Origin of the sequence: Marinobacter sp. NFXS11 (assembly GCF_040148675.1) — a bacterium.
Lineage (GTDB): Bacteria > Pseudomonadota > Gammaproteobacteria > Pseudomonadales > Oleiphilaceae > Marinobacter.
In genome coordinates this window covers 962,427-988,518 of record NZ_JAGDDV010000002.1, presented here as the reverse complement: position 1 = coordinate 988,518, position 26,092 = coordinate 962,427, and the positions used below count along the sequence as shown (strand labels likewise).

Genomic DNA, 26,092 nt, shown 5'->3' with positions numbered 1-26,092 from the left:
ACAGGCCTGAAAACAGTTGCGAAACATGCATCCGTTTGACCAGAATCAAGGTGGAACGATTCACAATGACCATGGACGACCAATGCAATACGAGCCCCAGGAAAACCAGCGAACAACCAAAACCCACGCCGACCAGCTCAACCGGCAGTGTTACTGCATCACTCTTGATCAGAAAGCCCTCACCGATACCCTCAAAAAGCAGTTTTCAGACGCCGGGAACGAATCGTCGGCGGTTCCCGAGCTCCACCACCTGTTTTCAAACACGCCGGTTTTTGTACCCCGGGCGGACATCGCGACGATGGAGCGGATCGTTCAGGCGATCGAATCGGCTGCCGAGCTTCCGTTCTACCGGGAACGAGCTCTGTCCTGGGCGCCCGGCATCGCCGGTTTTGATCCAGGCCCCATCGGGGCCTTCATGGGCTACGACTTTCACCTGGGCGAGAACGGACCTCAGCTGATCGAAATCAACACCAACGCCGGCGGCGCATTTCTGAACACGGTATTGGCCCGGGCTCAACACCGATGTTGTGACCCGTCCCAGCAGACCGCTGGCACCAACCGTGCATTGGATGGGTTCGAGGACGCGGTGTTTGCCATGTTCCAGCAGGAGTGGCAACGGCAAGGTGGCGACTCGACGCCCGGTTGCCTGGCCATTGTGGACGATGCCCCAGAATCCCAGTTTATGTTCCCGGAATTCCAACTGGCCCAGCAGTTATTCCAGGCCAGAGGTATTGAGACCTTGATCCTCAACCCATCGGAGCTTGAGTATGTTGATGGCGCTCTGAGCGCCCACGGCAAGCCTATCGACATGGTGTACAACCGCCTGGTGGATTTTGCCTTGGAGGCCCCGGCTCTTGGGGCGCTGAGGCGCGCCTACCTCGACGGCGCGGCGGTCGTCACGCCCAATCCACGCGCCCATGCGCTTATGGCCGACAAACGGAACCTGATCCTGCTATCTGATGCCCAAACCCTGCGCGACTGGGGCCTGAGTGAAACCGAGGCAGGATTTCTGGATAGAGCTGTACCGAAGACCCGGCTGGTTTCAGCAAGTGATGAGGCGGAGTTGTGGAGCAACCGGCGTAAACTGTTTTTCAAACCGGTAGCGGGCCATGGCAGCAAGGGCGTCTATCGGGGCGAAAAACTAACCCGCCGCGTTTTCGAAGAGATCCTGAAGGGTGATTACATCGCGCAGAACTTCGTTCCCGCCGGAGAACGCACGCTGAGAGTGGATGGCACGGTCACCACCAGAAAGGTCGATATCCGTTTGTACACCTATGCTGGGCAACCTCTGCTTTCCGCTGCACGGGTTTACCAAGGCCAGGCCACTAACTTTCGTACCCCAGGCGGTGGGTTCGCACCCGTCTTTCAGGTGTGATCACTACCGCTTACCCTGGCCTCTCGATCTATTTGGTTGCTTTAAAGGTCGTCCATGCGCCCTACCTGGCGAGCGAGACGCATGGATTCGTTCTGCTCCATGGTCAACAGTGATTCCAGCAGTTCCTTTGCTTCTGGAATCTCGGCCTTTCCAACCAGTGTCTTGTAGAGATCAATAATCTGATCGTGGAAGTCAAAGACCTCGCGGGAGATGCCAGCAAAATCCAGCTTTGCGTAGGGCTCGTCGCAGGTTCGGTGAGTTTTGATCGGGTTATGAGAGAGGTAGTCGATAACTCGGGTCTCCAGAGCCTTCGCATCTCCCTGGCGCTCAAACTCGTTTACGATGCGCTCCATCTCGGACTCATGGGTTGCCAGGTAGTCCAACAGCGCCCTTGCCCGTTCCTCTTCATTCTTTGTTGCGCAATGGGACATGCAACGTGCCAGGTTCGCATGAAGATCACGTGTCCACTCAATCAGCTCTCGAAATGTTCTAATGTCCATTCCAGATTACCTCTTACACATGGTTAATGATGTTGGATGCAAAAACACGTCCTTGTTCGGACCCAGGAGGGAGTCGGTGACGTTCTGCCAGCAAACCACATTCACCTGAATTCAAACTGAATGACCAGAGCGGTCCGGCTCGGACGTTGATCTCAATCAAATGCCTCATCGCCCGACAAAAATAACATTGTCGTAGCTTGACGTATGACCAGATCAAAGGTTTTATATTGAATAAGAGGGACATCAGGATCGCTATAGCCGTTCAACTCATGGAAACCAACATGCCTTCTCGCCAATTCCTTGCAGCATTGTTAAGCATTCTGCTGTTAATCGGCGGCCCGACTCAGAGGCTTGCCGGGGTAGCGAATACCGATGCGGCGAACACGAGCATCAGCGCAGCCGACTGGGACGGAATGACCCAGACCAGGGCCAGTACCTCAGGCATAAATCATTCCAAAATGGCTGTGGATTGCGATACCTCCGAGCAACAAAATTGTCACCGGGCGGCCTCTCACTGCGCTTCAGCTTCGGTTTATGGCATGGCCACAGCAACATCAGTGCCTTCCATTCAAACTGCTGCCCACGTTGACGCCATACCTTTCTGGGCGGTTTACCGCAGCCCGATTTCCGATGTCCTGACGCCCCCTCCTGACACCCTCTCCTGATCCTCTCACAGCTTCATCACCGTGGGCCGCAACGCCCGGAAAACCGGATTTACATTCATATTAACAGGCTGGGCCGGCTTCACAGAGTCATAGGCGGGCAAGCCTGTCAGGAGATCACCATGAAGACCAGAAAACTTGCCCTTTACACTGGCGTAGCTGTCATTGCGCTCGCCGCCGGCGCCACCACGCTGGCAATCCAGGCCAACGAATCCGCCGAAACATCACCCCCTCCGGCCTCGATCAGCCAAGCCGGGCCTGCCATTACCATCTATAAAAGCCCAAGCTGTGGCTGCTGCGAGGGGTGGGTTGAGCACCTTGAGGCCAGCGGCTTCAAGACCCGGGTAATCGATACCGACGACGTCAGTGCGATCAAGCAGACCCATGGCGTACCCGGAGAGCTAGCCTCCTGTCACACCGGGCTGATCGGTGACCTGGTAATCGAGGGCCATGTGCCGGCGGACGATATCCTCGCTTACCTGGAAAACCCCCAATTCAATACCGTCGGACTGACAGTTCCGGGTATGGTCCAAGGCAGTCCCGGCATGGAAACCGGGCGGAAGGACGACTACCAGGTTATCGCCTTCCGCGCCAACGGCCAGCAAAGCGTATTCCGCGAACACAGCGATTACTGAGACCAGTCCCTGCCAACGGCAAGGAATACCACGGATTCTGGAGATTCTGAATGCCAGACCTTGCAACCTGGGGCACCCTGGCCGCTTTTCTCGGCGGCCTGGTGTCCTTCTTCTCACCCTGCACCCTGCCACTGGTTCCGGGCTACTTGTCCGTGGTTACCGGTGGTGCCGTAACCGAGGCCTCGAACCGGCTCAAAGCCCTGTGGCTGAGTGTCTGTTTTGTGCTCGGCTTCAGCCTGGTATTTGTTGCCCTGGGCGCAAGCGCAAGCCTTCTGGGGCAATGGCTGATGGCCTACCGTCAGGAAGCCAATCTGGTGGCCGGCGTACTGATTATTCTCATGGGCCTGTTCATGCTGAGCTGGTGGAGCATGCCAGCCCTGCAACGGGACTGGCGTCTAGGGCATACGCTGGAGGGCGGGCGACCGACCGCCGCTTTCGTGCTGGGGGTGGCATTCGCCGTCGGCTGGACGCCGTGTATCGGCCCCATACTCGGAGCCATACTGGCACTCAGCTCAACCCATGCCAACGCGGAAACGGGCATGCTGTATCTTGCGGTGTATTCGCTGGGTCTGGCGCTGCCATTCCTTGGAACCGCACTGTTCATCGAGCACTTTCGCGAGCGAATGCGAGGATTCAGTCGTTGGAGCAGACCACTGAGGGCAGTGGCGGGGCTGGGGCTGGTGTTAATGGGCGTGATGGTGTTGACCGGCCAGATGACCCGCTTTGCTTCGTGGATGCTATCCACCTTTCCGGTTCTGGGGGATCTGGGCTAGTAGATAAAGAAACTCCCGGCTCAAATATGCCGGGAGGTTTTTATGGCTTCGGGTCGATAACAGATTCCTCTTCGTGTTAAGACAATCAGATCGCCTGAACGACTTCAGAAAGCATATCCCTGACTTTCCCGGCAACCTGCTTGAGATCTTCATTATCAATGGCGGACATGGAAGCCACCGGATCCACTGCACTTACCTCAATGCCCTCCGAAACCTCACGAAGAATAACGTTGCAAGGCAGCATGGCACCCACGCGAGGCTCCACACCGATGGCTTCCCAGGCCATGCCAGGATTGCAGGCCCCGAGAATCCGATAAGCCGACATGTCCTTGTCCAGCTTTTTCTTCATGGTGGCTTTGACATCAATTTCCGTCAGTATCCCGAAACCGTGGTCGGTAAGGGCCTGGCGCGCTCTTTGATCTACGCCCTCGAAGCTTGCATCTTTGATAATTCGATTGATCGTGTATGACATGGCTATCTCCAATGATTCGGAAGTTCATTGTTTATTGATTGAGCTTCACCACCCTCAAACGCAGCGCATTCACTATCACGCTGACTGAGGACAGCGACATAGCGGCCGCTGCAAAAATCGGCGAAAGCAGTATGCCGAAAAACGGATACAGCACTCCTGCCGCAATAGGAACGCCAGCAGAGTTGTATATAAATGCAAAAAACAGGTTCTGCCGGATATTGCGCATGGTCGCCAGAGACAAACGGCGCGCTTCCACAATGCCCATCAAATCGCCGCGCAGCAGCGTAATGCCGGCGCTTTCGATGGCGACATCGGTCCCGGTGCCCATGGCCACACCGACATCCGCCGTTGCCAGTGCAGGCGCATCGTTAACGCCATCACCCGCCATCACCACAATGCGGCCTTCATCTTTCAGACGCTGGACGATCTTGCCCTTGTCTTCCGGCAGGACTTCCGCTTCCACTTCGTCGATATGCAGTTTTCGGGCAACTGCTTCAGCTGAAGTGCGGTTGTCGCCGGTCAGCATGACCACCCGGATGCCGTCTTTTTGCAGCGCGGAAATAGCGGCTTCGGTGGTTTCCTTGACCGGGTCGGCGATGGCTAACAACCCCGCGATGCTTCCGTCGACGGCGGCAAAAATCACGGTAGCGCCATCCTTTCGGAGCTGGTCGGCTTCGCCGTCAAATGTCGCAGTGTCGACATTCTCCGACTCCATCAGAAGACGGTTGCCAAGTAGCACCCGCTTGCCGTCGATTCGACCGGTGACCCCTTTGCCATTCGGGGAGTCAAAGTCTTCCGCATCCGGCAGTTTCAGGTCCATGCCCTTGGCTTTATCGAGAATGGCGTGGGCCAATGGGTGCTCACTGCCTTTCTCTAGGCCGCCGGCATAACGCATCAGATCACTGTCATTGAACCCGTTCGCCGCGACCAGGCGGGTGACTTGCGGCTTGCCCTCCGTCAGCGTGCCGGTTTTATCGACCACCACGGTGTCCACCTTTTCCATTCGCTCCAGCGCTTCCGCGTCGCGGATCAGCACACCACTCTGGGCACCGCGCCCGACACCCACCATGATCGACATGGGAGTTGCCAGACCGAGCGCGCAGGGGCAGGCAATGATCAGCACGCTAACTGCAGCAATCAAACCGAACGCCATGGGCGGTGCTGGCCCAAAGAAAGACCAGGCAATAAAGGCAACAATGGCAATTACGATCACAGCGGGCACAAACCAGCCTGCTACCTTGTCTGCCAGCCCCTGAATCGGTGCGCGGCTTCGCTGGGCGCTGGCGACCATCTGCACGATCTGGGACAGCATGGTATCGCGGCCAACCTTGTCGGCACGCATGATAAAACTACCCTGCTGGTTGATGCTACCGCCGATCACCTGATCGCCGGATTTCTTGCTGACCGCCAGGGGCTCACCGGTCACCATGGACTCATCCACGTTGGAGCTGCCTTCAAGGACCTCGCCGTCCAGCGGCACCTTGTCGCCGGGGCGCACCCGCAGACGGTCACCGACCTTTACCTGATCCAGCGATACATCCGACTCACCGCCATCATCGTCCAGTTTTCTGGCGGTAGCGGGCGCCAGGTCAAGCAGAGCCTTGATGGCACCGGAGGTTTTCTCCCGGGCCCGTAACTCCAACACCTGCCCCAGCAGCACCAACACCACGATGACCGCTGCCGCCTCAAAATACACTGCCACCGAGCCATCGTCCTGCCGGAAGGCGCCCGGGAATACCTGGGGTGCAAGTGTGGCTACCAGGCTATAGATCAGCGCTACGCCGGTGCCAATGGCAATCAACGTGAACATGTTCAAATTTCGACTGACCACGGATTTCCAGCCCCGGACGAAGAAGGGCCAGCCGCACCAGAGCACCACCGGCGTTGCCAGCGCTAACTGAATCCAGTTGGACATCTGAGGAGCAACAATATGGTCAAGCCCGGTCAGGTGCCCGCCCATTTCCAGCACCAGGACCGGCAATGTCAGCACCAGGCCAACCCAGAATCGGCGGGTCATGTCCTTGAGTTCTGCCGACGGCCCGTCGTCCAGGCTCACCTGCTCTGGCTCCAGGGCCATCCCACAAATGGGGCAGTCCCCCGGTCCTTGCTGGCGAATTTCCGGATGCATAGGGCAGGTATACATGGTCCCCGGCGCTACCGGCTCTTGCTGCTGCTTTTCCTCACCGAGGTACTGTTCCGGGTCCTCGTCAAACTTGGTCTGGCAGCGTGACGAGCAGAAGTACCAGGTTTTGCCACCGTGTTCGCTACGGTGCTCTGCCGAGTGGGGATCCACCGACATGCCGCAAACCGGATCTTTCACTGCGTGCTCCCCGGCAGCTTTTTGATCATGACTGTGATTATGACTGTCATGGTGGTGGGCGTGTTGATGCTCAGCCATTCTGATCTCCTGTTTTATCGGCGGGCCAGTCTGCAAATGCAATGAAATACAGCAGAACCAGATTGACGATAGGGATCAGTATCAGTACACCCATCCACCCCGGATACCCCGTGCGCTGGCAAATACGCCAGGCCGGAATGACGACCACAATGGCAATCACCAGCATCCACAGCCAGTGGCCTGCCCACATGGTGTTCCCGAACATGTTATCTCCCATCATGGCAATAGCCTCACTTCCTGATTCTGGTTAATGGTGACGATGCGCGTGACTCTCTTCCTGTTTCGCTTGCGCGGATTCCGGCGATCTTTTCAGGAAAATCTGCTCGGAAACTGCAAGCACAATCATGGTGACCACTGCCACGCCAATGACGAACGGGTCCGTATTCAGTTTTACCCAGACAAAGCCGCCCAGAGCCAAAAGATCCAACAAGATGGCTGTAGTTGGCACCCAGGTGTTGGCCTTGATGTCTTTGCGAAGATAGCGCAGTACACCCCAGTGAATGGCAATGTCCATAATCAGGTAAAACACGATACCCAGCGCGGCAATTCGTGACAGATCAAAGAAGGCGGTGAGGATCAGCCCCAGGACAACGGTATACACCAGTGTGTGTTTCTGGATGCTGCCGGGCATGCCAAAATGCCGGTGTGGTACGAGCTTCATCTCCGTCAGCATCGCCAGCATGCGGGATACCGCGAAGACGCTGGCGAGAATACCGCCCGCCGTGGCCATCATGGCAATAGCGACAGTAAACCAGACACCGTAATCGCCGAGAGCGGGACGCGCAGCAGCAGCGAGGGAGTAATCCTGCGTTTTGATAATTTCAGCCAGTGACAGGTTGCTGGCGACCGCAAAGCCCACCAGCGTGTAGATCACCACGCAGGCGGCAATGGAAATCACGATGGCGCGCCCGACGTTTCGCTTTGGGTCTATTACTTCCGAACCACTGTTGGTGATGGTCGTAAAGCCTTTGAACGCCAGAATCCCCAGTGCGGTTGCGCCCAGGAAGTTGCCCAGCGCTCCGGCTTCACCGGGCTCCGAAAAATCAACCGAGACTGAGTCGGCAATCCAGATCCCGACCAGACCGAAAATCATTATGCCGCCGATTTTCAGGATCCCAATAAAGGAAGCCACCCCCTGAATCATCCGATTGCCCAGCAGGTTGATCACGAAAGCCACGAGGATTAATGCCACCCCCAGAATGGGCACCATACGGCCGCTTTCGTCCCCTCCGAATAGTTGCATGGTGTAAGAGCCAAAGGTGCGGGCCAGGAAGCTCTGGGCGATCACCATGGAAAAGTACATCAACAGGGCGTTGAAAGCCGTTGGCAGCCGGTTTCCGTAAGCCTTGTGCAGGTACATGCCGATACCGCCGGCGGACGGGTAGGCATTGGAGATCTTGATGTAGGAATAGGCGCTGAAGCTGACAATCACCGCCGCTGCGAGAAACGCCAGCGGGAAAAGCACGCCGGTCATCTGTGCCATCTGCCCGGTCAACGCAAAGATACCGGCGCCAATCATGACGCCGGTACCCAGCATGACAGTTCCTGCGAGTGTGAGACTGCCTTCCTTATAACGAGTGGTTCTGTCCTGCTCCCCGCTCATCTAACCTCCGGTTATTTTCGCTTCATGGGTGGGATTTTTGAACAGCAGAACGGCTCATGCTTGGCATTTGCCCGGACGTTGTCGTCGGTAACCCGGTACCAGGCCAATTTGCGCCGGCTCCACCATCCGGTTTTCAATCGGCCACCGTTAGCCTTGATCAGTTCCAGTAATTCATCGACGGACCAGTGGGTTCCGTCGTACGTCACCTGCAATGTGCCATTCGGCTCACGCTCGGCGAAATCAACGCAGGGGTGGTGATTAAGATCGTGGATGAGCCCCTCCCACTGATCCTCTCCAAGCCCCTCGACGGCCATTTTTCGGCGCAACAAAAACTGCTCCTGATTGGTTGCTTTGTGTGCTTTGGTCATGGGGTGACACCTCTCTTCCTGATGACTTCTCCCTGTATCAAAACACTTCAATCTGAACTGCGACTGAAAATGGACACAGACTTTCGGTGGATTTGAGTTACATCAAATCATAGACGAAAAAGGGCCGTGGGATTCCCCATGGCCCATCAGCATCAGAATGCGATTCGAGCGCCGATCACGGCAAACCAGTCTTCTGTCCCACCGCCTTCAGCTTTCGTAAAATCGGCTGTATCGCCGTACTTGCGCTCATGCACCACGCCCACGTAGGGAGAGAACGCACGATCGATCAGGTCATACCTCAACCGAAGGCCAGTTTCGGTGGAAACCAATCCCTTTCCGACACCGATTTCTTCATCCTCGCTAAACGCAACAGTGGCATCCAGCGTTGCGGCCAGGATCCAGTGGTTCGTGAACAGCAACTCGTACTCTGCGTCAAGTTGGGCTGACGTATCGCCATCTTTGCTCACATAAAGGTTCGCATCGATCTCAAACCACTGAGGCGCCAACCCTGCTACGCCCAATACCGCGTAGGTCCGATCCGGACCCTCGGGGGTATCGAATCGAACACCTGCCTTGGCATCAAAGAACTTGGAGATGGGCACTTGGCCTACAAGCTGGTTTTCCAACGTTTCGTAGGCCTTTTCTTCAATCGCATACTCACCTTTTGTCAGCCACCGAACTTTGAGATCGTCCGTGCCGTAGAAGGCATCTGCATTCCAGACACCCAACTCCTCATCGTCGTCACTGTAGCGGTATTCAAATTCCTCGAACTGAATGCCCCAGGTTGTGAGCGGCTGTTTGCGAGCGGTGGTGTCGGAGATCATTTCCTGAGCTGTCGCCGCCGCTGAGAATCCAATGGAGGCAAGAAAACTGACAGCAACAAGTGATCGAATAGATCTCATGCATCACCTCCTTCCGCGGTTGTTGCGTCCGCCTTTGCTTGAGTCGACTCGGGGCCACCCTCAACAATCACTTTGCGGAACATACCGGCCGCCGCGTGATAGGACAGGTGGCAGTGGAAAGCCCACTGGCCAGGCTCGTCCACCTCGGTTTCCATATACACCGTCGTGCCCGGCTGGACGCTGACCGTGTGTTTGATCGGGTTCCACTGACCAGCGCCAACATCGAGGATGGACCACATGCCATGCAAGTGCATGGGGTGCGTCATCATGGTTTCATTGACGAACTTGAAGCGAACGCGCTCACCGTATTTCAGGCGAATGGGGTCAGCGTCCTCGTACTTCACGCCGTTAATACTCCAGGTGTACCGTTCCATGTTGCCAGTCAAACGAAGCTCGACTTCCCGCGTCGGTTCGCGGTCTTCATACAGTGGGTCCTGAGCCTTCAGGTCTGCGTAAGACAGGAACTTGCCGCCATTGGCTGCCGTGGGCACAAGGCCGCTTCCCTTGGCATAGAAGGGATCGCTTGGGCCTGCTTTTCCCATCGCCATGGAGCCATGGTCCATGCCGGACATGCTCGAATGATCCATGCCTTCCATATTCGACGGGTCCATTCCTTCCATTGAGGAGTGATCCATGCCCGGCATCTCTTCTGAGCTATTCATATCCATGTTGCCATGATCCATGCCAGCCATATTGCCGTGGTCCATGCCGGGCATACCGCCCATATCCGCCATAGTCAGACGGGCAGGCTCGCGCAGTTGCGGCACGGCGGCTTCCATACCCTCTTCAGGGGCCAGTGTTGCCCTCGCATAACCGGAACGCCCCATGGATTCGGCGAAAATGGTATAAGCCTGCTCATCTTTCGGGCGCACGATCACGTCGTAGGTTTCCGCTACACCGATGCGGAACTCGTCCACGTTGACGGGCTGAACGTTATTGCCATCTGCCTGCACAACGGTCATGTCCAGACCCGGGATACGGATATCGAAATAGGTCATCGCCGAAGAGTTAATGAACCGCAGCCGGATGCGCTCTCCGGGTTCAAAGAGGCCAGTCCAGTTCTGCTCGGGCCCTTTGCCATTGATCAGGCCTGTGAAGCCCTGTAGGTCTTCCACATCCGCTTTCATCATCCGCATGTCACCCCAGGCCATGCGGTCCCGGATGGTGTTCATCAGACCGTTTTTGGACGCGTCCGAAAAAAACTCCCCTACGGTTTGCTGCTCACGGTTGTAGTAATCCGGCATCATCTTCAGGTTGCGCATGATGCGGTCACCAGAATGAGGATGCTTATCAGTGAGCTGCACAACGTATTCGCGGTCGTAACGGAACGGCTCACGGCCTTCGGGCTCAATAACGATGGAACCGTAGGCGCCGTCCGGCTCCTGAAAACCAGAATGGCTATGAAACCAGTAGGTGCCTGCCTGCTGGATCGGAAACTCGTAGGTAAAGGTCTCACCAGGCTTAATGCCCGGAAAGCTGATGCCTGGCACACCGTCCTGATCAAAAGGAAGGATCAGGCCGTGCCAGTGGATCGATGTCATCTCATCCAGGTTGTTGGTCACGTTGATCCTGACGTTTTCGCCTTCCTTGAAGCGCATCACCGGCCCGGGGGACTTTCCGTTGTACCCGATACCCTCTTTGACGAAGTCACCGGTGTCGATTTCAACCCGGTCGACCGTTAAGTCGTATTCGCCGGCCAGAACCATTGCCGGCATCAACAGGCTCAATAGCCCCGTCAGTAGACGTGTTTTCATCTGTTTTACTCCAAACTGCACTTCGTTGAAGCTGGGCTGGCATTCAGTCGCCAACCCTTGCATTCGCGTGGTTGTCAGAACACCGAATCACTCAAAGTTAACGTCACCGTACATGCCCGCCTGGTAGTGCCCCGGCACGTTACAGGCAAACTCGATATCGCCCTTTTCGGTAAATTTCCAGACAACTTCCTTACTTTGACCCGGTTCCAGCAACACGCTGTTCGGATCGTCATGCTTCATGGTTTTACCGTTGCCCATATCCATATTCATCATGTTCTGATTGAGCTTTCCGCCCTGGATCACGCCATGTTCAACCATCATCATCATTTCCTTCTGATGGCCTTCATGCATGGAAGGGGTGCCGATGTTGAACTCGTGGACCAGACTGCCTTCGTTCTTGACGACAAAGCGTACGGTTTCGCCAGGTTCAACATTGATTTCTTCCGGTTCGTAGTAGTTGTCGTACATTTCGACGGTAATAGTGCGAGAGGCTTCTGATGCCTTGCCCGGTTCGCCACTGCTGGCACCGTGGCCACCGCCATGGGCACCAGCGGCGAGGGTCACTGCCGACATCGACATGGCAACGGCTGCGACAATCAACTTGGATGCATTCATCTTGTCTTCTCCTCAGATTACTGGCCGGAAATACCGGCAACGGTTAGCCCTGAACTCAGAGCAGTGTCAAAATACGAGTGACACCATCGCGCACCAACCTGAATTCTTGCTGAAAATACCCAACTCTTTTGTTGTTCAGCCTGAATTCAGGTAAGTGGGCGACACTGTTCGCCCATCCGGTTCAAGAGAAGGACAGCCCGATGCGATTACTGCTCGTTGAAGATGACCGTTTGCTGGCTGATGGATTGAGCGGCCAGCTCGAAAAGGCGGGATTCAGCGTTGATACGACCTACACGGCCAGAGAAGCCATGGTTCTGGGAGAACAGGAGAATTATCGAGCTGTTATCCTTGATCTTGGCCTCCCCGATGGCAACGGTCTGGACATCCTGCGAAAGTGGAGAAGAAATCGTATCGCCTTTCCGGTGCTCATCCTGACCGCTCGTGGAGACTGGCACGACAAGGTGGAAGGGCTCAAAGCGGGGGCCGATGACTATTTGGCGAAACCCTTTCAGACCGAAGAACTGATCGCCCGCCTGAATGCCATTGTGCGTCGAAGCGAAGGCCGAATTCACTCGATGGTCAAAGCCGGGCGCTATGAGTTGGACGAAAATCGCCAGAGCCTTAAGTCGGACGATGGCACTGAACACAGTTTGACCGGCACTGAATTTCGCCTTCTACGGTGCCTGATGAGCCGTCCCGGCCATCTATTTTCAAAAGAGCAGCTAATGGAACAGCTCTACAACCTGAACGACACCCCGAATGAGAACGTGATCGAAGCTTACATCCGCAGATTGCGAAAACTGGTTGGCAACGACGCCATCTCAACCCGTCGCGGCCAGGGGTACCTGTTCAATGACACTGTTTAGAAAGCCCACATCCGTCAAGGGCACCCTGCTGGTACTGCTGTTGCCTGCGGGCATCGCTCTGATGGGGCTGGCTTGGCTGGTTCATGGTCTGCTGCTGGACCGCATGTCACGAGAATTCGTAGAAACACGCCTCAAGGATGAAGTTGCTTTCCTGGAGCACCAAATTCGCAATTCTGGTGGTAAGCTGGATAGCCTCCAGACCGGTGATTACTTTCAGGAAGTCTTCCACCACGCCTTTGCCATCCATGCGCCTTCCAAAACCATCCTGTCACCGGATTCCTGGGCGCCGGTACTGGGGTCGATGATCGAATCCGGGCAGGATGGAACCTCTCGGGTGCAGGGGGGGGAAACAGCCGAAGCGCCGGAGGATATCCTTGCTTACCGCAAGTCATTCCGTTTGGGCGACACCCCCATCGTGGTGATTGTGGCGGAGGATCTGGGAGCCTTGAAACGCAGCCAAGCCGAGTTGCACGTCTGGACAGCCATCGTTTCCATACTGCTGATTCTGCTGCTGGTTGCCGTGATCTGGTTCGGTATCAACCTGTCCATGCGCCCCGTTGTCGAGCTGAAGGCCACATTAAAAAGGCTTCAGGACGGCGAGGTTTCGCGGATTCATGTGCATGCGCCCGAGGAATTTCGCCCGCTGGTTCAACAACTCAACCAGCTACTCGACTCACTGGATCAGCGTCTGGAACGATCCAGGGATGCGCTGGCCAACCTGTCTCACAGCGTCAAGACTCCCATTGCAGCCGTCCGGCAGGTACTTGAGGACACGAGCCGCCCGCTTCCCAATGAACTCCGGCTCCAGATGACGGCGAGACTCAACGACATCGACAAACAGCTTGAAGCCGAAATGCGACGAAGTCGTTTTGCCGGGCCACAGGTCGGGAAAAGCGCCTACCCACTGAAACAGGCACGGGACCTGCTCTGGATGCTGGGGCGACTGTACCCGGAAAAATCCTTTGAACTGTCGAGCTCTCTGCCAGAGGACGTCCGCTGGCCGATTGAGGAGCACGACCTGAATGAAATTATGGGTAATCTTCTGGACAACGCTGGCAAATGGTCAGAACGCTGCGTGGAGCTGTCATTGGCGCAACACTCCGGAACACTGCACATAGGTGTTATCGACGATGGGCCGGGCGTTGCTGACGCCGAAATCGGCAAGCTGGGTCAACGGGGATTGCGGCTGGACGAACAGACACCGGGCCATGGCCTCGGGCTCGCCATCGTTCGGGAAATCGTCGAACGCTACGGAGGAACCCTCCACTTTACGGCCGCTAAGAAAAGCGGTTTGTGCGCGACAATCGACATTCCCTCTGCGATATTGGCCGCCAGTTAGTATCTTGGCCGCCTTAGATGCAATTCAGGATGGATGATCGCTTGGCAAATCAGGAAAAATCACTTTTAATTCAAATTTCGCTCATGTTGCAGGATCTGCTCAATCATCAGCTGCATTTGATCCATTCGCTGTTGCATCATTTGCAGTTTCTGGTCGGTACTCGGTCCAGTACCTTTATTGGATTCACGGTCGTTCATCATGTGTTGCCCGTTCATCATACCGTGACGCCCCTGCATCATGCCGGGCCCCATCATTCCATCGTGCATAAGATCCATCTGTTCTTGCATCGATTCCCAGTGCTCACGCATCAACCGTTGCCGCTCTTCTGGCGAAGCCTCATCCTGCATGCGTTGCATCGACTGATTCATGCGCGACCAATTTTGATGCATCTGCTGCATTTGCTCCTGATCCATCATCATTCCAGGACCATGTCCTTGCCAAGGGCCCTGATCACCATGCGCCATTGCAAATGCTGGAAGCGCTGCAAGAACGGCAGTTGCGACGAGGTATTTGATCGGCGTCATGTACCTTCCTCCACAAATCAGAGCCAATACCACCTATTTACTTTAGACCACAACTCGAAATAACGCGCAACCATGAGTTTAGAAATGCCCGCAGGTCATTGATATTTCAAAAATCCAGGGTTTTGAACTGGTATTTCTGTAAGCTATTCCAGCATTTAAAGAAAGATCAGATCTAAACGGTGTGGGGGTTATGCACGACGATCAACATTCCCACTGAGATATCAGCGGCCAATCAGTAACCCGGCCACCTCGGATGTAATTCATCGATCACATACCGATGAGAATGTTCTGGCCCGGACTCTACTCTGTGCGGATGATTGCTGGGCAGGTCGGCGTGACTGTGTGCTAGCACCAGCGGATCATCAGCAGGCCAAAGTCTTATCGCAGCGGTCAGGAAAGCGAGCCCCAGGGTCGCCAGCACCATCAACGTTAGTTGAATGCCTGCACTCGATCCCAACCATCCCGCCAGTGGATAGGCGAACAGCCAGCCTGCATGGGATAAGGAAAACTGAGCGGCGAAAACAGCCGGCCGATCTTCGCCGTGAGAGGATTGGGTAAGCAGCCGGCCAATCGGCGTCTGTACTGTTGAGAAGCCTGTGCCAAGGACTACCCACACTGGCAACAACGTTTCAATCGAATCGGCCAACAGGGCCGCTCCCAGGCCACCGAGTAACACCCACGCCCCCGTCAGCATGACCGGGCGATCCTTCCATCGTTTGAGCAGTGTGGGCAATGCGATGGCCGCAAGCATGGAGCCGCCGCCGAAAGCGGCAAACGCCATGGCGGTATGCTGGTCCGTTAGGCCGAAGCTGCCACGCACAATCACGACAGTGTTCACAATCACCATCGAGCCAGCCATGCTGACTACCACGTTCAGTGCCATTAGGCCTCGAAGACGTGGCGTAGCAAAGAAGATTCGAAACCCCCGGCGCGCCCGCTCAAAAACCCCACGACGTTTTTGGGGTGCAGAACCGGATGGCAAAACCACAGACACCACCAGAAATGCAGACGCAATGAAACCCACGACTGTGCCGGAGAACAGCGCCTGCCAACTGGTCGCCAGCAGGATTAACCCAGCCAAAGCCGGGCTCACCAGGTTCTCAAGATCATAGGCAAGACGAGAAAGAGACAATGCTTTGGTGTAGTCGTCCTCGTTCGGGAGCGTGTCCGGAATGGTGGACTGAAATGCAGGGGTAAAGGCGGCAGACGCGGACTGAAGTACCGCAATTAGGGCATACACCTCCCAGATTTCAGATACGAACGGTAAAGCCAGGGCGGTAGCCGCTCGCACCAGATCCAGTGACACCAGCATCATCCGACGGGGCATTCTCTCGGCAAGCGCTGAGGCCAGCGGTGCAATCAGCACATAGGCCACCATTTTTATGGCCATCGCGGTGCCCAACACCTGGCCTGCGTCATTCCCTGCCAGATCAAATGCCAGCAGGCTTAACGCCACCGTCGCCAATCCAGTTCCCAAAAGGGCCACCACCTGAGCGAAAAACAGATGGCGATAGGTTCGGTGTTGGAGAATCCCTAACATCGGTCAGCTGAGCTCAGAGATAACGGGCAATAGCCTTGAATTCATCAACCCGCCTTTGCTGGTCAGGTTCCAGCGCTCCAATCGCGTCGTCCAGGCAATGCTCGATATGATCCTGTACCAGCACACGTTTGGCCTGCTGGATGGCCCTCTCTACCGCATGAAGCTGTTGTGCAAGCTCCAGGCAGGGCTTTTCCTCTTCGATCATGTTGATCACGCTCTGAAGGTGCCCGTTGGCGCGCTTCAGGCGTTTCACGATCTCTGGATGCGACTGGTGTTTGTATTCATTAGCCATTCTTCATTCCTATCCCCCCTAGGGGGATGCTATCCTTAACCAGTCTTTAAATCCAATTACCAGACGGCATCGCCACATTTATGGTCACAGCGATTCAGCGCAAAAATCTGCTGCAAATGCTCGTCATGCTGTTCGCATTGATAGGCATGTCGTTGTCGGTTATCGGCGAAGCCTCTTCACACGGTGCTGCGGAGCTTGCTGCCCCGACCACACTGGATCATGAAAGCCACCCACACAGCCATGACAGTGGTGGTGAAGACTCTGAGAATCACATTCACCATGACACTGGCAACCATACCCATGAAACCATGGGTCACCTGACCAACCGACTGCTCGCCAGCCAGTCGATGTCACTACGGCAGATTATTCCATTTGCCGCAGACTCCCCTCGCAGTTTTCGTTACCGGCTCGATCGCCCCCCGAAAGACTCCATGACGTTCTGATATTCGCTGCGAAGCAGCTTTTGTAATCAAATCTATTGGAGTCACTATGTTGTCAAATCTCTTTGACGGCCATTGGCGCGCGCATGTCGGCGCCGGCGGACACCGTCTGTTATGGATGATCCTGACCATTGGCCTGTTGGGCATGAGTACTGACGTGCTCGCCCACGCGGTTGCCCAGGGAGACAAGGGGTACATTCAGGAAATCACCGGTATAAACCTCATTGCGTTCACTTACCTCGGGGCCAAACACATGGTCACCGGTTATGACCACCTGCTGTTCCTGCTAGGCGTCATCTTTTTCCTCTATCGCATGCAGCACATCGCGATCTACGTGAGCCTGTTCGCTCTGGGACATTCCACAACGATGCTGTTAGGTGTCTACTTCAACGTCGGCATCAACAGCTACCTCATTGACGCGATTATTGGCCTGTCCATTGTGTACAAGGCATTGGACAACATTGGCGCCTACCAACGCTGGTTCGGATTCCAGCCCAACACCAAGGCCGCAACTCTGATATTCGGGTTCTTCCACGGCTTTGGGCTCTCGACCAAGATCATCGAATACGACATCTCACCGGACGGGCTGATACCCAACCTTCTTGCATTCAACGTAGGCGTCGAAATCGGTCAGCTCGTTGCGCTGGCCATGATCCTGATCCTTATGAGCTTCTGGCGCAAAACGGATGGCTTTTTTCGACACGCCTACACCGCCAACGTGGCCATGATGAGCGCGGGCTTCTTGCTCATGGGCTACCAGCTCACCGGTTATTTTGTTGCTTAATTCTGGAGACGATTTATGTACAACACAGATATGCCTTCACGCAGTGATCTGCCCAGCACCGCAAAACTGATTCGTTCCACTATCATGGCCGCGATAGTGGCATTGGTGCTGCTAGTGACTGTGGTAATGCCGGCCGAATATGCGCTGGACCCCACCGGCGCGGGTCGCCTTTTGGGCCTGACGGAAATGGGTGAAATCAAAGGCCAACTCGCGAACGAAGCCGCGGCTGACGAGACAGCGCAATTGGTCGGCGTTCAATCAGCCGGCGCAACAAAACCGCAGGAGCCAGACGCCTCCGCGACGGAAACAACCGCTGCCCCAGAACCAGTCGCCGAGCAGACAATCAAGGAGGAGCCTCTTCCTGAACCCGCCCAAGAACCACTATGGCAGGACGAAGTCCGCGTTGTCCTGGCTCCAGGAGAGGGTACCGAGTTCAAACTCACCATGAAGGAAGACGCCGTCGCGCGATTCTCATGGACCTCTGAGGGCGGCCCGATCAACTTCGATACCCACGGTGATGGCAGCGGTCAATCCATTTCCTATGAGAAAGGCCGTGGCGTTCCAGAAGATAAGGGAGAATTGGTGGCGGCATTCACGGGCAACCACGGCTGGTTTTTCCGCAACCGTAACGATAACGACATCACGCTGGTGCTCCGTACCGGGGGTGACTATGGTGAGCTGAAGAAGGCAATGTAAGGGAGTGCCCCTGATCATTCATCGCATGCACCAAGTCTGTCGAAAACAGACAAACTCGGTGCATCGATTACGATCAGCGATGGAAGACCAACTTGCCTCGGCCCATGCTTCGTGGATTGCCACGCCTGTCCGAAAAGTAACGTGTTTTTCAAGCTGAATTCAGGTTCGTCTGTTTTTATAGTGGGCTGCTTGAAATCCACTTTCTGAGCTATTTTGATTTGCGCACGAGATAGGTGGCGACCAAAATCACCCAACATCCACAAACGGCGTTCATAGATGAAAGTTCTAATTGTCGAGGATAACGCGATACTCGCAGAAAAAATTTCTGGCTGGCTTGCGAAGGAACACTTTACTGTTGATGTAGCCAAAAACGGCTCAGAGGCCAATTCGTTCGTAGAAGCAAGCAGTTACCAAGCGATCGTACTCGATATCGGACTGCCCGACCAGAACGGACTTTCCTTGTTGCAGAATTGGAGAAGCAGCGGCAAAGATGAAGCTATTCTTATTTTAACTGCCCGCTCCAACTGGACAGAGAGAGTTGAGGGCTTAAATGCCGGGGCAGACGATTATCTTCCAAAACCCTTCGAATTCGATGAACTAAAAGCTCGACTTAGCGCCATAATAAGAAGAAAAGACGGGCGAGCAACTGATAAGATTATCGTGGATGGCTTTCTACTTAATGCAACCTATAGAACCCTAACAACTCCCGATCACAAAGAGTTCAGACTAACCGCAACGGAGTACCGCCTTTTACAATGCTTTCTTCGCTCTCCTGACAGAGTCTTCTCGCAGGACGAACTTGTTGAAGCACTCTATAATATCGAAAGGTGCCCAACCAGAAATGTCGTTCAAGTCTACATAGCTAGGCTCAGAAAAATACTCGGGAAAAAACGAATAAAAACATTGAGAGGGCAAGGATATTTTTTTGCAAGAGATCCTCTTCAGAAAAATGCTAAAGCTTGACTTCTTTTACTGTGATTTAACTATTCTTCTTCAAGTAACAGGGTTCGCCAGATAAACGCGCTGGCCCATAAACTGGGCCAGCTTTATTAACAATTAATCATTTCGGTGAAAAATACCAAATGGATTAAAAAGATTTAGTCCAGCCCAGCCAAAACTTCGGGTCGTCCGAATTGACCGAACCAAGTGCGTTACTTGAATCGATATCAGCGTATTCCAGATTAACACTGAAAGCTCCAAAGTTCCCCGCATCTTTGGTGACATTAACAGCTGCATGCCCATAACTCGCATCACCAACAGACGCCTTGCTGTCATCAGTGAAATCATAATAACCAATCAAAACACCTGTGCTGAAATCGTCTTCCAGCGGCACATCAACAGATGCGTAATAATAGATATCGCCTTGAACGAACAGCCCCTCGCCGCTTACGTCGCTATTTGCTGTGTAAGCCACACCAATAGATGCAATGCTGTAACTCAACTCTCCGTATATTTCGCCAAAGTCAATAGATTCAGGAGCGTCAGGGTAAGAGTAATAAATGTATCCAACATCGTAACCGATATCCTCGATTGCACCGGAGAAGCCAGCATAGAGATCAAGCTCGTAGCTCGTCCCATCGCCGAAATCCACATTGGAGCCCCAGCCGCCAAAATAAAGCCCCGATGCATGCTCGTAGTCAAACCCACCTTGGGTCGCTGTTGAGCCATCTGTTTGTGTCACACCGCGAAATAAGTAATTGCTTGTTATGCCCAAATTTGCACTAACATCTGCGCTGGCAATTAACGGGACCGCTTGGAGGGTTACGAGCAAACCAACACTCAGCAAACAATCTTTAGTCGAGATACGTCTTTTCATCGTTTTCACCTTCAATTTTGACAGCTTAGTTATTTGCGCATTGAATAACGCATCTACAATGCATTCACGTTTTGTGCCATCTTTTCCAAAAACTTAAATTATGGGCAGTTGTCGTCAAATCAGGGCCGTAATTAATAAAATTTGTTAAATATTTAATCATTCAATGCAATAAACACTATGCTTCAAGTGTCGCATTGCTCGACGATAGTGCACTTATTAATAAGCGCACCAAATAGAAACAAAACTGCAAGAAAACGATAACTAAAATAGAATTATTTTTAACGTGGAAGTTCGAGATCGGATATGGTTCTATGAGGAAAATAGAGGAAGGTCTTAATTGGTCATGAATACTACTGAAAATTTTCTCAGTAGAGAATGCAAATTTCCAACCATTTGCACTCTGTCTTTCTTTCGAGATTCATTAATCTTAAAGCGCGACCTGCGCCGTTTTTTTGCAAAATTAATAAAATGTATCATTAAATTAATACTGGAGCCACGCAATTGCCCGCTTGGCTCCAAGTAAACAACGATAAGTGTTATTGCTTTTCCAAGAGATCCCCAATCAACTCTTTAATCAATCTATGTTCTTCCTTCAGTTTTTTGACGGTCTCGCTCTCTTCCGCACGATACTGGGAGGAACGTTCATCTATGCTCTTATTAGGATAGCTTCTTGCCTCGTTGTATCTGTCCGCTTGCCCTCCTGCGAGGGCTATTGAAGCACCACTTGCCAGGAAAGAAGCTACTAGAATCATGGATACTTTCTTCATAAAACGGCTCCGATATTTATTTCAATTAGACCAGCGAAATTCAATGGCCTCAGATTCCTAGTAGAACATCGAAACTTTAAACACACTTGAAAATCTATGCTGATGAAACGTTTTTTTCAGCGTTTACCTCTAGCTCAAAAGCCATTCAGGTCGGCTTTGATGACACTAAACCGAGTTATTCAAATGCCTAAGAAGATAAGACCAGGCCAGACCTATCTGTAGACCAGAGCCGCCCTCTCTCAGGCTCGCATCCGTTGCGGCACGCTTCGATTCCAACTATGCTTTTGGATAAGAACACCTCTATGTGCCTTCAACTGAAGCCTTCCGCTCAATCGACAAAAGCACCTTCATGACATCGCAGAAAAGTATCCGAAAAACTGCTTTCCAATATGGCATCTTTTTTAGCCTCTTGTATTTTCTACTGATTTTTTTCTCACACACCTATGTGATGGAGCAGCTCTCGAACGAGTCCAGAAAACATCGCCTTGAAAAGGAGGTGGAGAGTTTTCAAACCATCATTGCAAACGAAATGCCGACGGTTGACGAGATCGGCAGCATGATCGATCGATTCCAATTGCTACTGGAACACGCCCTCATCGTTGAAATGAAAGATGGAAGCGTCATTGCCAGTAACAACGTAAATCAAACGAAGTTGCGTATGGTTTTAGAAAAGCCGGCGGGCTTTGTCGAAATATCCCACGGTGCAGATGGCCTTCTCGGATTAAAACGTGGTGTCGGAATTGACAGTTCGCTTTCGTCAATCACCATCCTGGAAATGGAGAGTGGACTCGCTGAGCGATCCATTGGAGCTCACATGACCTTGCTTGCCGCCTCCGCTTTGTTGCTCGTTGTTCTCTTGGCCCTGGTAGGCATCACGACTTACCTGGCCTTGAAACCGATCGAACACATCAAGGACGACATGAGACGGCTGCAATCTGGCAAACAACCTCGGTTGAATCCTGACGCACCAAAGGAGTTCAGTCCGCTGATCAAACAGTTCAATAATCTACTTGAACTAGCAAGTCGTCGGCTTGACCGCCATCGCCGCCTCAATTCTGATCTTTCTCACATGGTAAAGACCTCAATCTCTGCCAATCTCGCAATCCTGTCAGACACTGGTTCGTTACCTCCCTCCCGCGACGACATAGAGTTCATGACCTCCAACCTAAAGGATCTAAGCCGGTCCTTGAACTACCGCATGAGCAAGGCAGATATATCTGGCAGGCAGATGGGGCAAACATGTTTGCCGGTTGAAATAGCGAATAACGTCATCTCTGTCATGGAAAAAATCTTTCCCGACAAGAGTTTTCGTATTAATACATCTTTGCCGAATAACTTCAGTTGGCCCATGGAGCGTCAGGACCTATCAGAGTTATTCGGTAACCTGCTCGAAAATGGCGGGAAGTGGAGTCGGGCCACGGTTGACGTTTCAATTAGCCCGACCGATTCAGGGCTAACGATAGAAGTTGCAGACGACGGCCCTGGGATTGATCCAGAAGCGGCCTCAAAAGTGATGGATAGAGGTTCCCGGCTTGACGAAACCGTTTCTGGGTTTGGACTGGGGCTGTCCATCGTGTCCGAAATACTAGAAGACAATTTCGGACAGATGAACATTGGATCCTCAGACACAGGGGGCGCCAGAATCACAGTTATGCTTCCTTTCCCAGAGTAGAGCAACAACCATAAATCCCCCTCCCCGCTACGACGGCGAGAATACCCTTCCCTGCTCGCGACAACAATTTTGTAATTCCAGCTTCCTTCTACCGTTGTATATCCTCGAGTTTAGCCTTTGAGAAGTGCTTGAATAGAGCCGGTAAAACAAAAAGGGTTAGGAAAGTTGCCGTCACGAGACCACCAACAATCACGCTGGCCAGCGGCTTCTGGATTTCCGCCCCCACACCCGTCGACAATAGCATCGGTATCAAACCGAGCGCCGAGGTTATTGCTGTCATCAAAACAGGACGTAAACGGGAGACGGCACCTTCAAACACCGCGGTATCCACATTCAACCCGTCCTGTATTCGCTGATTGATGCTTTCGACCATAACGACCCCGTTAAGCACCGCCACACCAAACAGTGTGATGAATCCAACGGAACTGGGCACTGAAAGATACTGGCCGGAGATCCAGAGTGAAAAGACGCCACCAATAACGGCAAGCGGCACGTTGACCAGAATCAACAGCGCCTGACCAACCGAACTGAAAGCAAAGTAGAGCAACAGCGCAATCAGCCCCAGAGATACAGGTACCACAATGGTCAATCGCTTCTGAGCTCGCTGCTGGTTTTCAAACTGACCACCAATATCCACCGAATAGCCGGGGGGAAGGTTTACTTCTGACGCGATGGTATCCTGAATATCGGCAACCACGCTGCCCATATCACGACCCTGCACATTGGACTGAATGACCACACGGCGCTGGACGTCGTCGCGGCGGACCTGAGGCGGGCCGGATTCAATAGACACATCAGCCACATCACCGAGTCTCACCCAGGCCCCGGACGGCGCCTGTAACCTGAGATCGGCAATGGCATCCCGGTCTTCCCGAAAACGTTTCGCCAGACGCACATAGATATCGTACCGCTCATTTCCATTAATGATCTGGCCCGCAGCGGCACCACCCAGCCCATCCCGGACGACACTCATCACATCAGACACGGCAAGTCCGTATCGGGAAAGTGCCTGACGGTTAGGCTGAACCACCAACTGCGCTTCACCGGCAATCTGCTCCATGGCCACGTCTCGTGTTCCCTGTACTGTTCGGACCGCCGCTTCGATCTGCTGGCCTTTCTCCGCCAATACATCGAGATCCGGGCCAAAGAGTTTGATGGCCAACTGCGCACGAACACCTGACAACAATTCATCAACCCGAGTCGCGATAGGCTGAGAAAAGTTAAACAGTAGCCCCGGGTGCTGTTCGAGCTTCTCCTCAAACAGGGCCTGCAATTCATAGCGATTACTGGCGCTGGTCCATTCCGAAGTTGGTTTTAAGCCGATATAGATCTCTATGTTGTTTACGGGCTCCGGATCGCCGCCTATTTCTGCTCGACCAGCCCGGGACAGAGCGTAAGTCACTTCTGGAAATTCCATCAACATGGCTTCCAGTTTTGGCGCAACTTCAATCGCCGTATCAAGGCTTGATGAAGGGGCCAGCGTCACCCGGAGGTTGATTGTCCCTTCTTCCAGTTCAGGGACAAACTCAGTGCCGAGTCGAGGCACGACCAGGGCCGCCAGCACCACAAGAACAGCGGCAGCACCGACAACAGATCGGGTGTGTTTCAGCGACCAGTCAAGGCCCTGGCGATAAAGCTTCTCAAGAGGTTTTAAAACGAAGCTTTCCCGCTCCCGGATACCCTTGCGAAACACAAACGAAGCCAACGCAGGCACAACGATCAGAGCGACGATCACAGCGGAAACGATGGCCAGCATGATGCTGATTGCCATTGGCTGGAAAAGCTTGGCTTCCACACCTTCAAAACTGAACAGAGGCATAAAAACAACCAGGATAATCGCCGTCGCGAAAAAGATGGGCCGGGCCACTTCCCGACCGGCTTCCTGGAGACGAAGCGCAATGCCATGATCATCGTGTGACGCGTCCAATGGATCAGGGTCGTTTTCGACCAACTCGTCCCGTTGGGCGTCATGCTCAGCATCGGGATGGGTCAGATGCTTGAACATGTTCTCAACCATAACAACAGAGCCATCCACCAGCATGCCGATTGCCACAGCAATACCGCCCAGAGACATCAGGTTGGCCGAGAGGCCGAACCAGGCCATGATCATCAGCGCAATACCGATGGAAATCGGTATTGAAAGCAGCACGAGCGTTGTTGCCCGCAAATTCATCAGGAACAGTGCAAGCACGATCGCAATAAACACAAAAGCCAACAGAAGCGCATTGGTCACCGTTTCTACCGCTTTGGTCACCAGATCCGCCTGGTTGTAGTAGGGCTCAAAACGAACCCCACTCGGAAGCGCCTGGTTTATGCGATCAATGCGGGCCTCGATGCCGTCGATGGTGGCTTTGGTGTTGGCCCCCATTCGTTTGAGTACAATGCCAGAAACCACTTCACCCAGTTGTTCAACTTGACCATCTTCATCCTTCCGGGTCATGGTCACCGCACCCTGGCGAATTTCAGTGCCAAGTCCCACCTGAGCGACATCGTCCACGGTTACTGTGATGCCGTCACTGGTTTTAACGGGCACCTGACGGATCTGCTCCAGGCCCTGCTCGCCATTGCCCAGCCAGCCCATACCCCGAATAACCAACTGTTCCTGTCCGCGGCCCATGTACCAACCACCGACATTGGAGTTGTTGTTCTCCAGGGCTTCCATGACGTCGTTCTGTGATAAGTCATAGGACAGCATTCGAGCCGGATTCAGGTTCACCTGGTACTGGCGGACCTCTCCGCCAAACGACAGGATTTCTGTAACCCCTTCTGCCGGTATCAGCAACAGTTTGACCAGCCAGTCGTGCAGGCTGCGCAATTCCATTGCGTCGTACCCCGAATCCGGGTCCGCTATCAGCAAGTACTGGTAGACCTGGCCAAGACCGGACGTATTCGGGCCCATTTCAGGCACCCCGACACCGTCCGGAATCAGCTCCCGCGCGGCCTGCAAACGTTCGAACACCAACTGGCGCGCGAAATAGATATCCGTGCCCTCTTTAAAAACCACCGTGACACCGGACAACCCGGTTTTGGAGATGGACCGAACCTCCTCAACATCCGGCAACGCATACATCACCGCTTCAATGGGATAGGTGATCAGTTGCTCTACTTCCTCAGCCGCAAGTCCGGGCGCCTCTGTATTAACAGCGACCTGGACGTTTGTAACGTCAGGAAAGGCATCAAGATTCAGTTTTGGGATCTGAAACGCGGCCGTGGCGATAAGCACTGCAAGCGCAATAAGAACCAACAGGCGGTTCTGAACCGCCCAGTCGACAACTCGGTTGAACATAATGGCTCCCGGA

The 26,092-nt window shown here is 53.8% G+C and carries 25 protein-coding genes; 10 read left to right on the top strand and 15 right to left on the bottom strand.

All coding sequences use genetic code 11. The features are described from left to right. Window positions 1-82: 82 nt before the first annotated feature. Window positions 83-1,375, top strand: a complete 1,293-nt coding sequence (locus tag J3362_RS13515; protein ID WP_349520340.1) for an ATP-grasp domain-containing protein — start codon at window positions 83-85, stop codon at window positions 1,373-1,375. Between the two features lie 41 nt (window positions 1,376-1,416). On the opposite strand, the gene J3362_RS13510 is transcribed toward J3362_RS13515, so the two are convergent. Beyond that, window positions 1,417-1,875 (bottom strand): hypothetical protein, encoded by a 459-nt coding sequence (locus tag J3362_RS13510; protein WP_041338076.1) that lies wholly within the window; start codon window positions 1,873-1,875, stop codon window positions 1,417-1,419. A gap of 784 nt (window positions 1,876-2,659) precedes the next feature. Here J3362_RS13510 and J3362_RS13505 point away from each other — a divergent pair. Continuing rightward, complete coding sequence (locus tag J3362_RS13505) at window positions 2,660-3,172, top strand: DUF411 domain-containing protein (RefSeq protein WP_041338074.1); 513 nt, start codon at window positions 2,660-2,662, stop codon at window positions 3,170-3,172. A gap of 50 nt (window positions 3,173-3,222) precedes the next feature. Continuing rightward, window positions 3,223-3,945, top strand: coding sequence for a cytochrome c biogenesis CcdA family protein (locus tag J3362_RS13500; RefSeq protein WP_285359621.1), 723 nt, complete (start codon window positions 3,223-3,225; stop codon window positions 3,943-3,945). Between the two features lie 85 nt (window positions 3,946-4,030). On the opposite strand, the gene J3362_RS13495 is transcribed toward J3362_RS13500, so the two are convergent. From J3362_RS13495 to J3362_RS13460, 8 genes are all read right to left on the bottom strand, one after another. After that, window positions 4,031-4,417, bottom strand: a complete 387-nt coding sequence (locus J3362_RS13495; RefSeq protein ID WP_349520337.1) for a DUF302 domain-containing protein — start codon at window positions 4,415-4,417, stop codon at window positions 4,031-4,033. Between the two features lie 31 nt (window positions 4,418-4,448). Beyond that, window positions 4,449-6,815, bottom strand: coding sequence for a heavy metal translocating P-type ATPase (locus J3362_RS13490; RefSeq protein WP_349520336.1), 2,367 nt, complete (start codon window positions 6,813-6,815; stop codon window positions 4,449-4,451). Continuing rightward, on the bottom strand, window positions 6,808-7,035 hold the full coding sequence (locus J3362_RS13485) for a DUF805 domain-containing protein (RefSeq protein ID WP_022990675.1): 228 nt from the start codon (window positions 7,033-7,035) through the stop codon (window positions 6,808-6,810). The genes J3362_RS13490 and J3362_RS13485 overlap by 8 nt, the downstream gene beginning before the upstream one ends. Window positions 7,036-7,062: 27 nt before the next feature. Then, a complete protein-coding gene (locus J3362_RS13480) occupies window positions 7,063-8,418 on the bottom strand; it encodes an APC family permease (protein WP_349520334.1) in 1,356 nt (451 codons plus the stop codon). Window positions 8,419-8,429: 11 nt separating this feature from the next. Beyond that, window positions 8,430-8,786: a hypothetical protein gene (locus tag J3362_RS13475; protein WP_349520333.1), complete on the bottom strand. Its 357-nt coding sequence runs from the start codon at window positions 8,784-8,786 to the stop codon at window positions 8,430-8,432. 152 nt (window positions 8,787-8,938) lie between these two features. Further along, on the bottom strand, window positions 8,939-9,688 hold the full coding sequence (locus tag J3362_RS13470) for a copper resistance protein B (RefSeq protein WP_108019684.1): 750 nt from the start codon (window positions 9,686-9,688) through the stop codon (window positions 8,939-8,941). Continuing rightward, a complete protein-coding gene (locus tag J3362_RS13465) occupies window positions 9,685-11,442 on the bottom strand; it encodes a copper resistance system multicopper oxidase (RefSeq protein WP_349520332.1) in 1,758 nt (585 codons plus the stop codon). The genes J3362_RS13470 and J3362_RS13465 overlap by 4 nt, the downstream gene beginning before the upstream one ends. A gap of 87 nt (window positions 11,443-11,529) precedes the next feature. Continuing rightward, window positions 11,530-12,057, bottom strand: a complete 528-nt coding sequence (locus J3362_RS13460; protein WP_108019687.1) for a cupredoxin domain-containing protein — start codon at window positions 12,055-12,057, stop codon at window positions 11,530-11,532. Window positions 12,058-12,257: 200 nt separating this feature from the next. Here J3362_RS13460 and J3362_RS13455 point away from each other — a divergent pair, with 200 nt between their 5' ends. Continuing rightward, window positions 12,258-12,923 carry a response regulator transcription factor gene (locus J3362_RS13455; protein WP_108019689.1) on the top strand — a complete coding sequence of 222 codons (666 nt, stop codon included), beginning with the start codon at window positions 12,258-12,260 and terminating at the stop codon, window positions 12,921-12,923. Further along, window positions 12,910-14,262 carry an ATP-binding protein gene (locus tag J3362_RS13450; RefSeq protein ID WP_349520329.1) on the top strand — a complete coding sequence of 451 codons (1,353 nt, stop codon included), beginning with the start codon at window positions 12,910-12,912 and terminating at the stop codon, window positions 14,260-14,262. Before J3362_RS13455 ends, J3362_RS13450 begins: the two co-directional genes overlap by 14 nt. Window positions 14,263-14,327: 65 nt before the next feature. On the opposite strand, the gene J3362_RS13445 is transcribed toward J3362_RS13450, so the two are convergent. The 3 genes from J3362_RS13445 to J3362_RS13435 all read right to left on the bottom strand — a co-directional run bounded on the left by J3362_RS13445 (window position 14,328) and on the right by J3362_RS13435 (window position 16,618). Beyond that, complete coding sequence (locus tag J3362_RS13445) at window positions 14,328-14,786, bottom strand: hypothetical protein (RefSeq protein WP_285359629.1); 459 nt, start codon at window positions 14,784-14,786, stop codon at window positions 14,328-14,330. Between the two features lie 232 nt (window positions 14,787-15,018). Next, window positions 15,019-16,326: an MFS transporter gene (locus J3362_RS13440; protein ID WP_349520327.1), complete on the bottom strand. Its 1,308-nt coding sequence runs from the start codon at window positions 16,324-16,326 to the stop codon at window positions 15,019-15,021. Window positions 16,327-16,339: 13 nt separating this feature from the next. Next, window positions 16,340-16,618, bottom strand: coding sequence for a metal-sensing transcriptional repressor (locus J3362_RS13435; protein ID WP_349520325.1), 279 nt, complete (start codon window positions 16,616-16,618; stop codon window positions 16,340-16,342). Between the two features lie 80 nt (window positions 16,619-16,698). Between J3362_RS13435 and J3362_RS13430 the strand changes: the two genes are divergently transcribed. The 4 genes from J3362_RS13430 to J3362_RS13415 all read left to right on the top strand — a co-directional run bounded on the left by J3362_RS13430 (window position 16,699) and on the right by J3362_RS13415 (window position 19,501). Further along, the gene (locus tag J3362_RS13430; protein WP_349520323.1) at window positions 16,699-17,061 is read left to right on the top strand and encodes a hypothetical protein; all 363 of its coding nucleotides are present in this window, start codon (window positions 16,699-16,701) and stop codon (window positions 17,059-17,061) included. A 46-nt stretch (window positions 17,062-17,107) separates the two neighbouring features. Then, window positions 17,108-17,842: a HupE/UreJ family protein gene (locus tag J3362_RS13425; protein WP_197463823.1), complete on the top strand. Its 735-nt coding sequence runs from the start codon at window positions 17,108-17,110 to the stop codon at window positions 17,840-17,842. Window positions 17,843-17,857: 15 nt separating this feature from the next. Beyond that, window positions 17,858-18,538: a hypothetical protein gene (locus J3362_RS13420; protein WP_061331744.1), complete on the top strand. Its 681-nt coding sequence runs from the start codon at window positions 17,858-17,860 to the stop codon at window positions 18,536-18,538. A gap of 276 nt (window positions 18,539-18,814) precedes the next feature. Continuing rightward, window positions 18,815-19,501 (top strand): response regulator transcription factor, encoded by a 687-nt coding sequence (locus J3362_RS13415; RefSeq protein WP_108019702.1) that lies wholly within the window; start codon window positions 18,815-18,817, stop codon window positions 19,499-19,501. A gap of 124 nt (window positions 19,502-19,625) precedes the next feature. Here the strand turns inward: J3362_RS13415 and J3362_RS13410 are convergent, their stop codons facing one another. Beyond that, window positions 19,626-20,354 carry a TorF family putative porin gene (locus tag J3362_RS13410; RefSeq protein ID WP_108019704.1) on the bottom strand — a complete coding sequence of 243 codons (729 nt, stop codon included), beginning with the start codon at window positions 20,352-20,354 and terminating at the stop codon, window positions 19,626-19,628. 536 nt (window positions 20,355-20,890) lie between these two features. Continuing rightward, on the bottom strand, window positions 20,891-21,121 hold the full coding sequence (locus J3362_RS13405) for a hypothetical protein (RefSeq protein WP_108019707.1): 231 nt from the start codon (window positions 21,119-21,121) through the stop codon (window positions 20,891-20,893). Window positions 21,122-21,425: 304 nt separating this feature from the next. On the opposite strand from J3362_RS13405, the gene J3362_RS13400 reads away from it, so the two are divergent. Next, on the top strand, window positions 21,426-22,793 hold the full coding sequence (locus J3362_RS13400) for a sensor histidine kinase (protein ID WP_349520320.1): 1,368 nt from the start codon (window positions 21,426-21,428) through the stop codon (window positions 22,791-22,793). Window positions 22,794-22,881: 88 nt separating this feature from the next. Here J3362_RS13400 and J3362_RS13395 read toward each other — a convergent pair whose 3' ends face one another. Continuing rightward, a complete protein-coding gene (locus J3362_RS13395) occupies window positions 22,882-26,079 on the bottom strand; it encodes an efflux RND transporter permease subunit (protein WP_108019711.1) in 3,198 nt (1,065 codons plus the stop codon). Window positions 26,080-26,092: the final 13 nt, after the last annotated feature.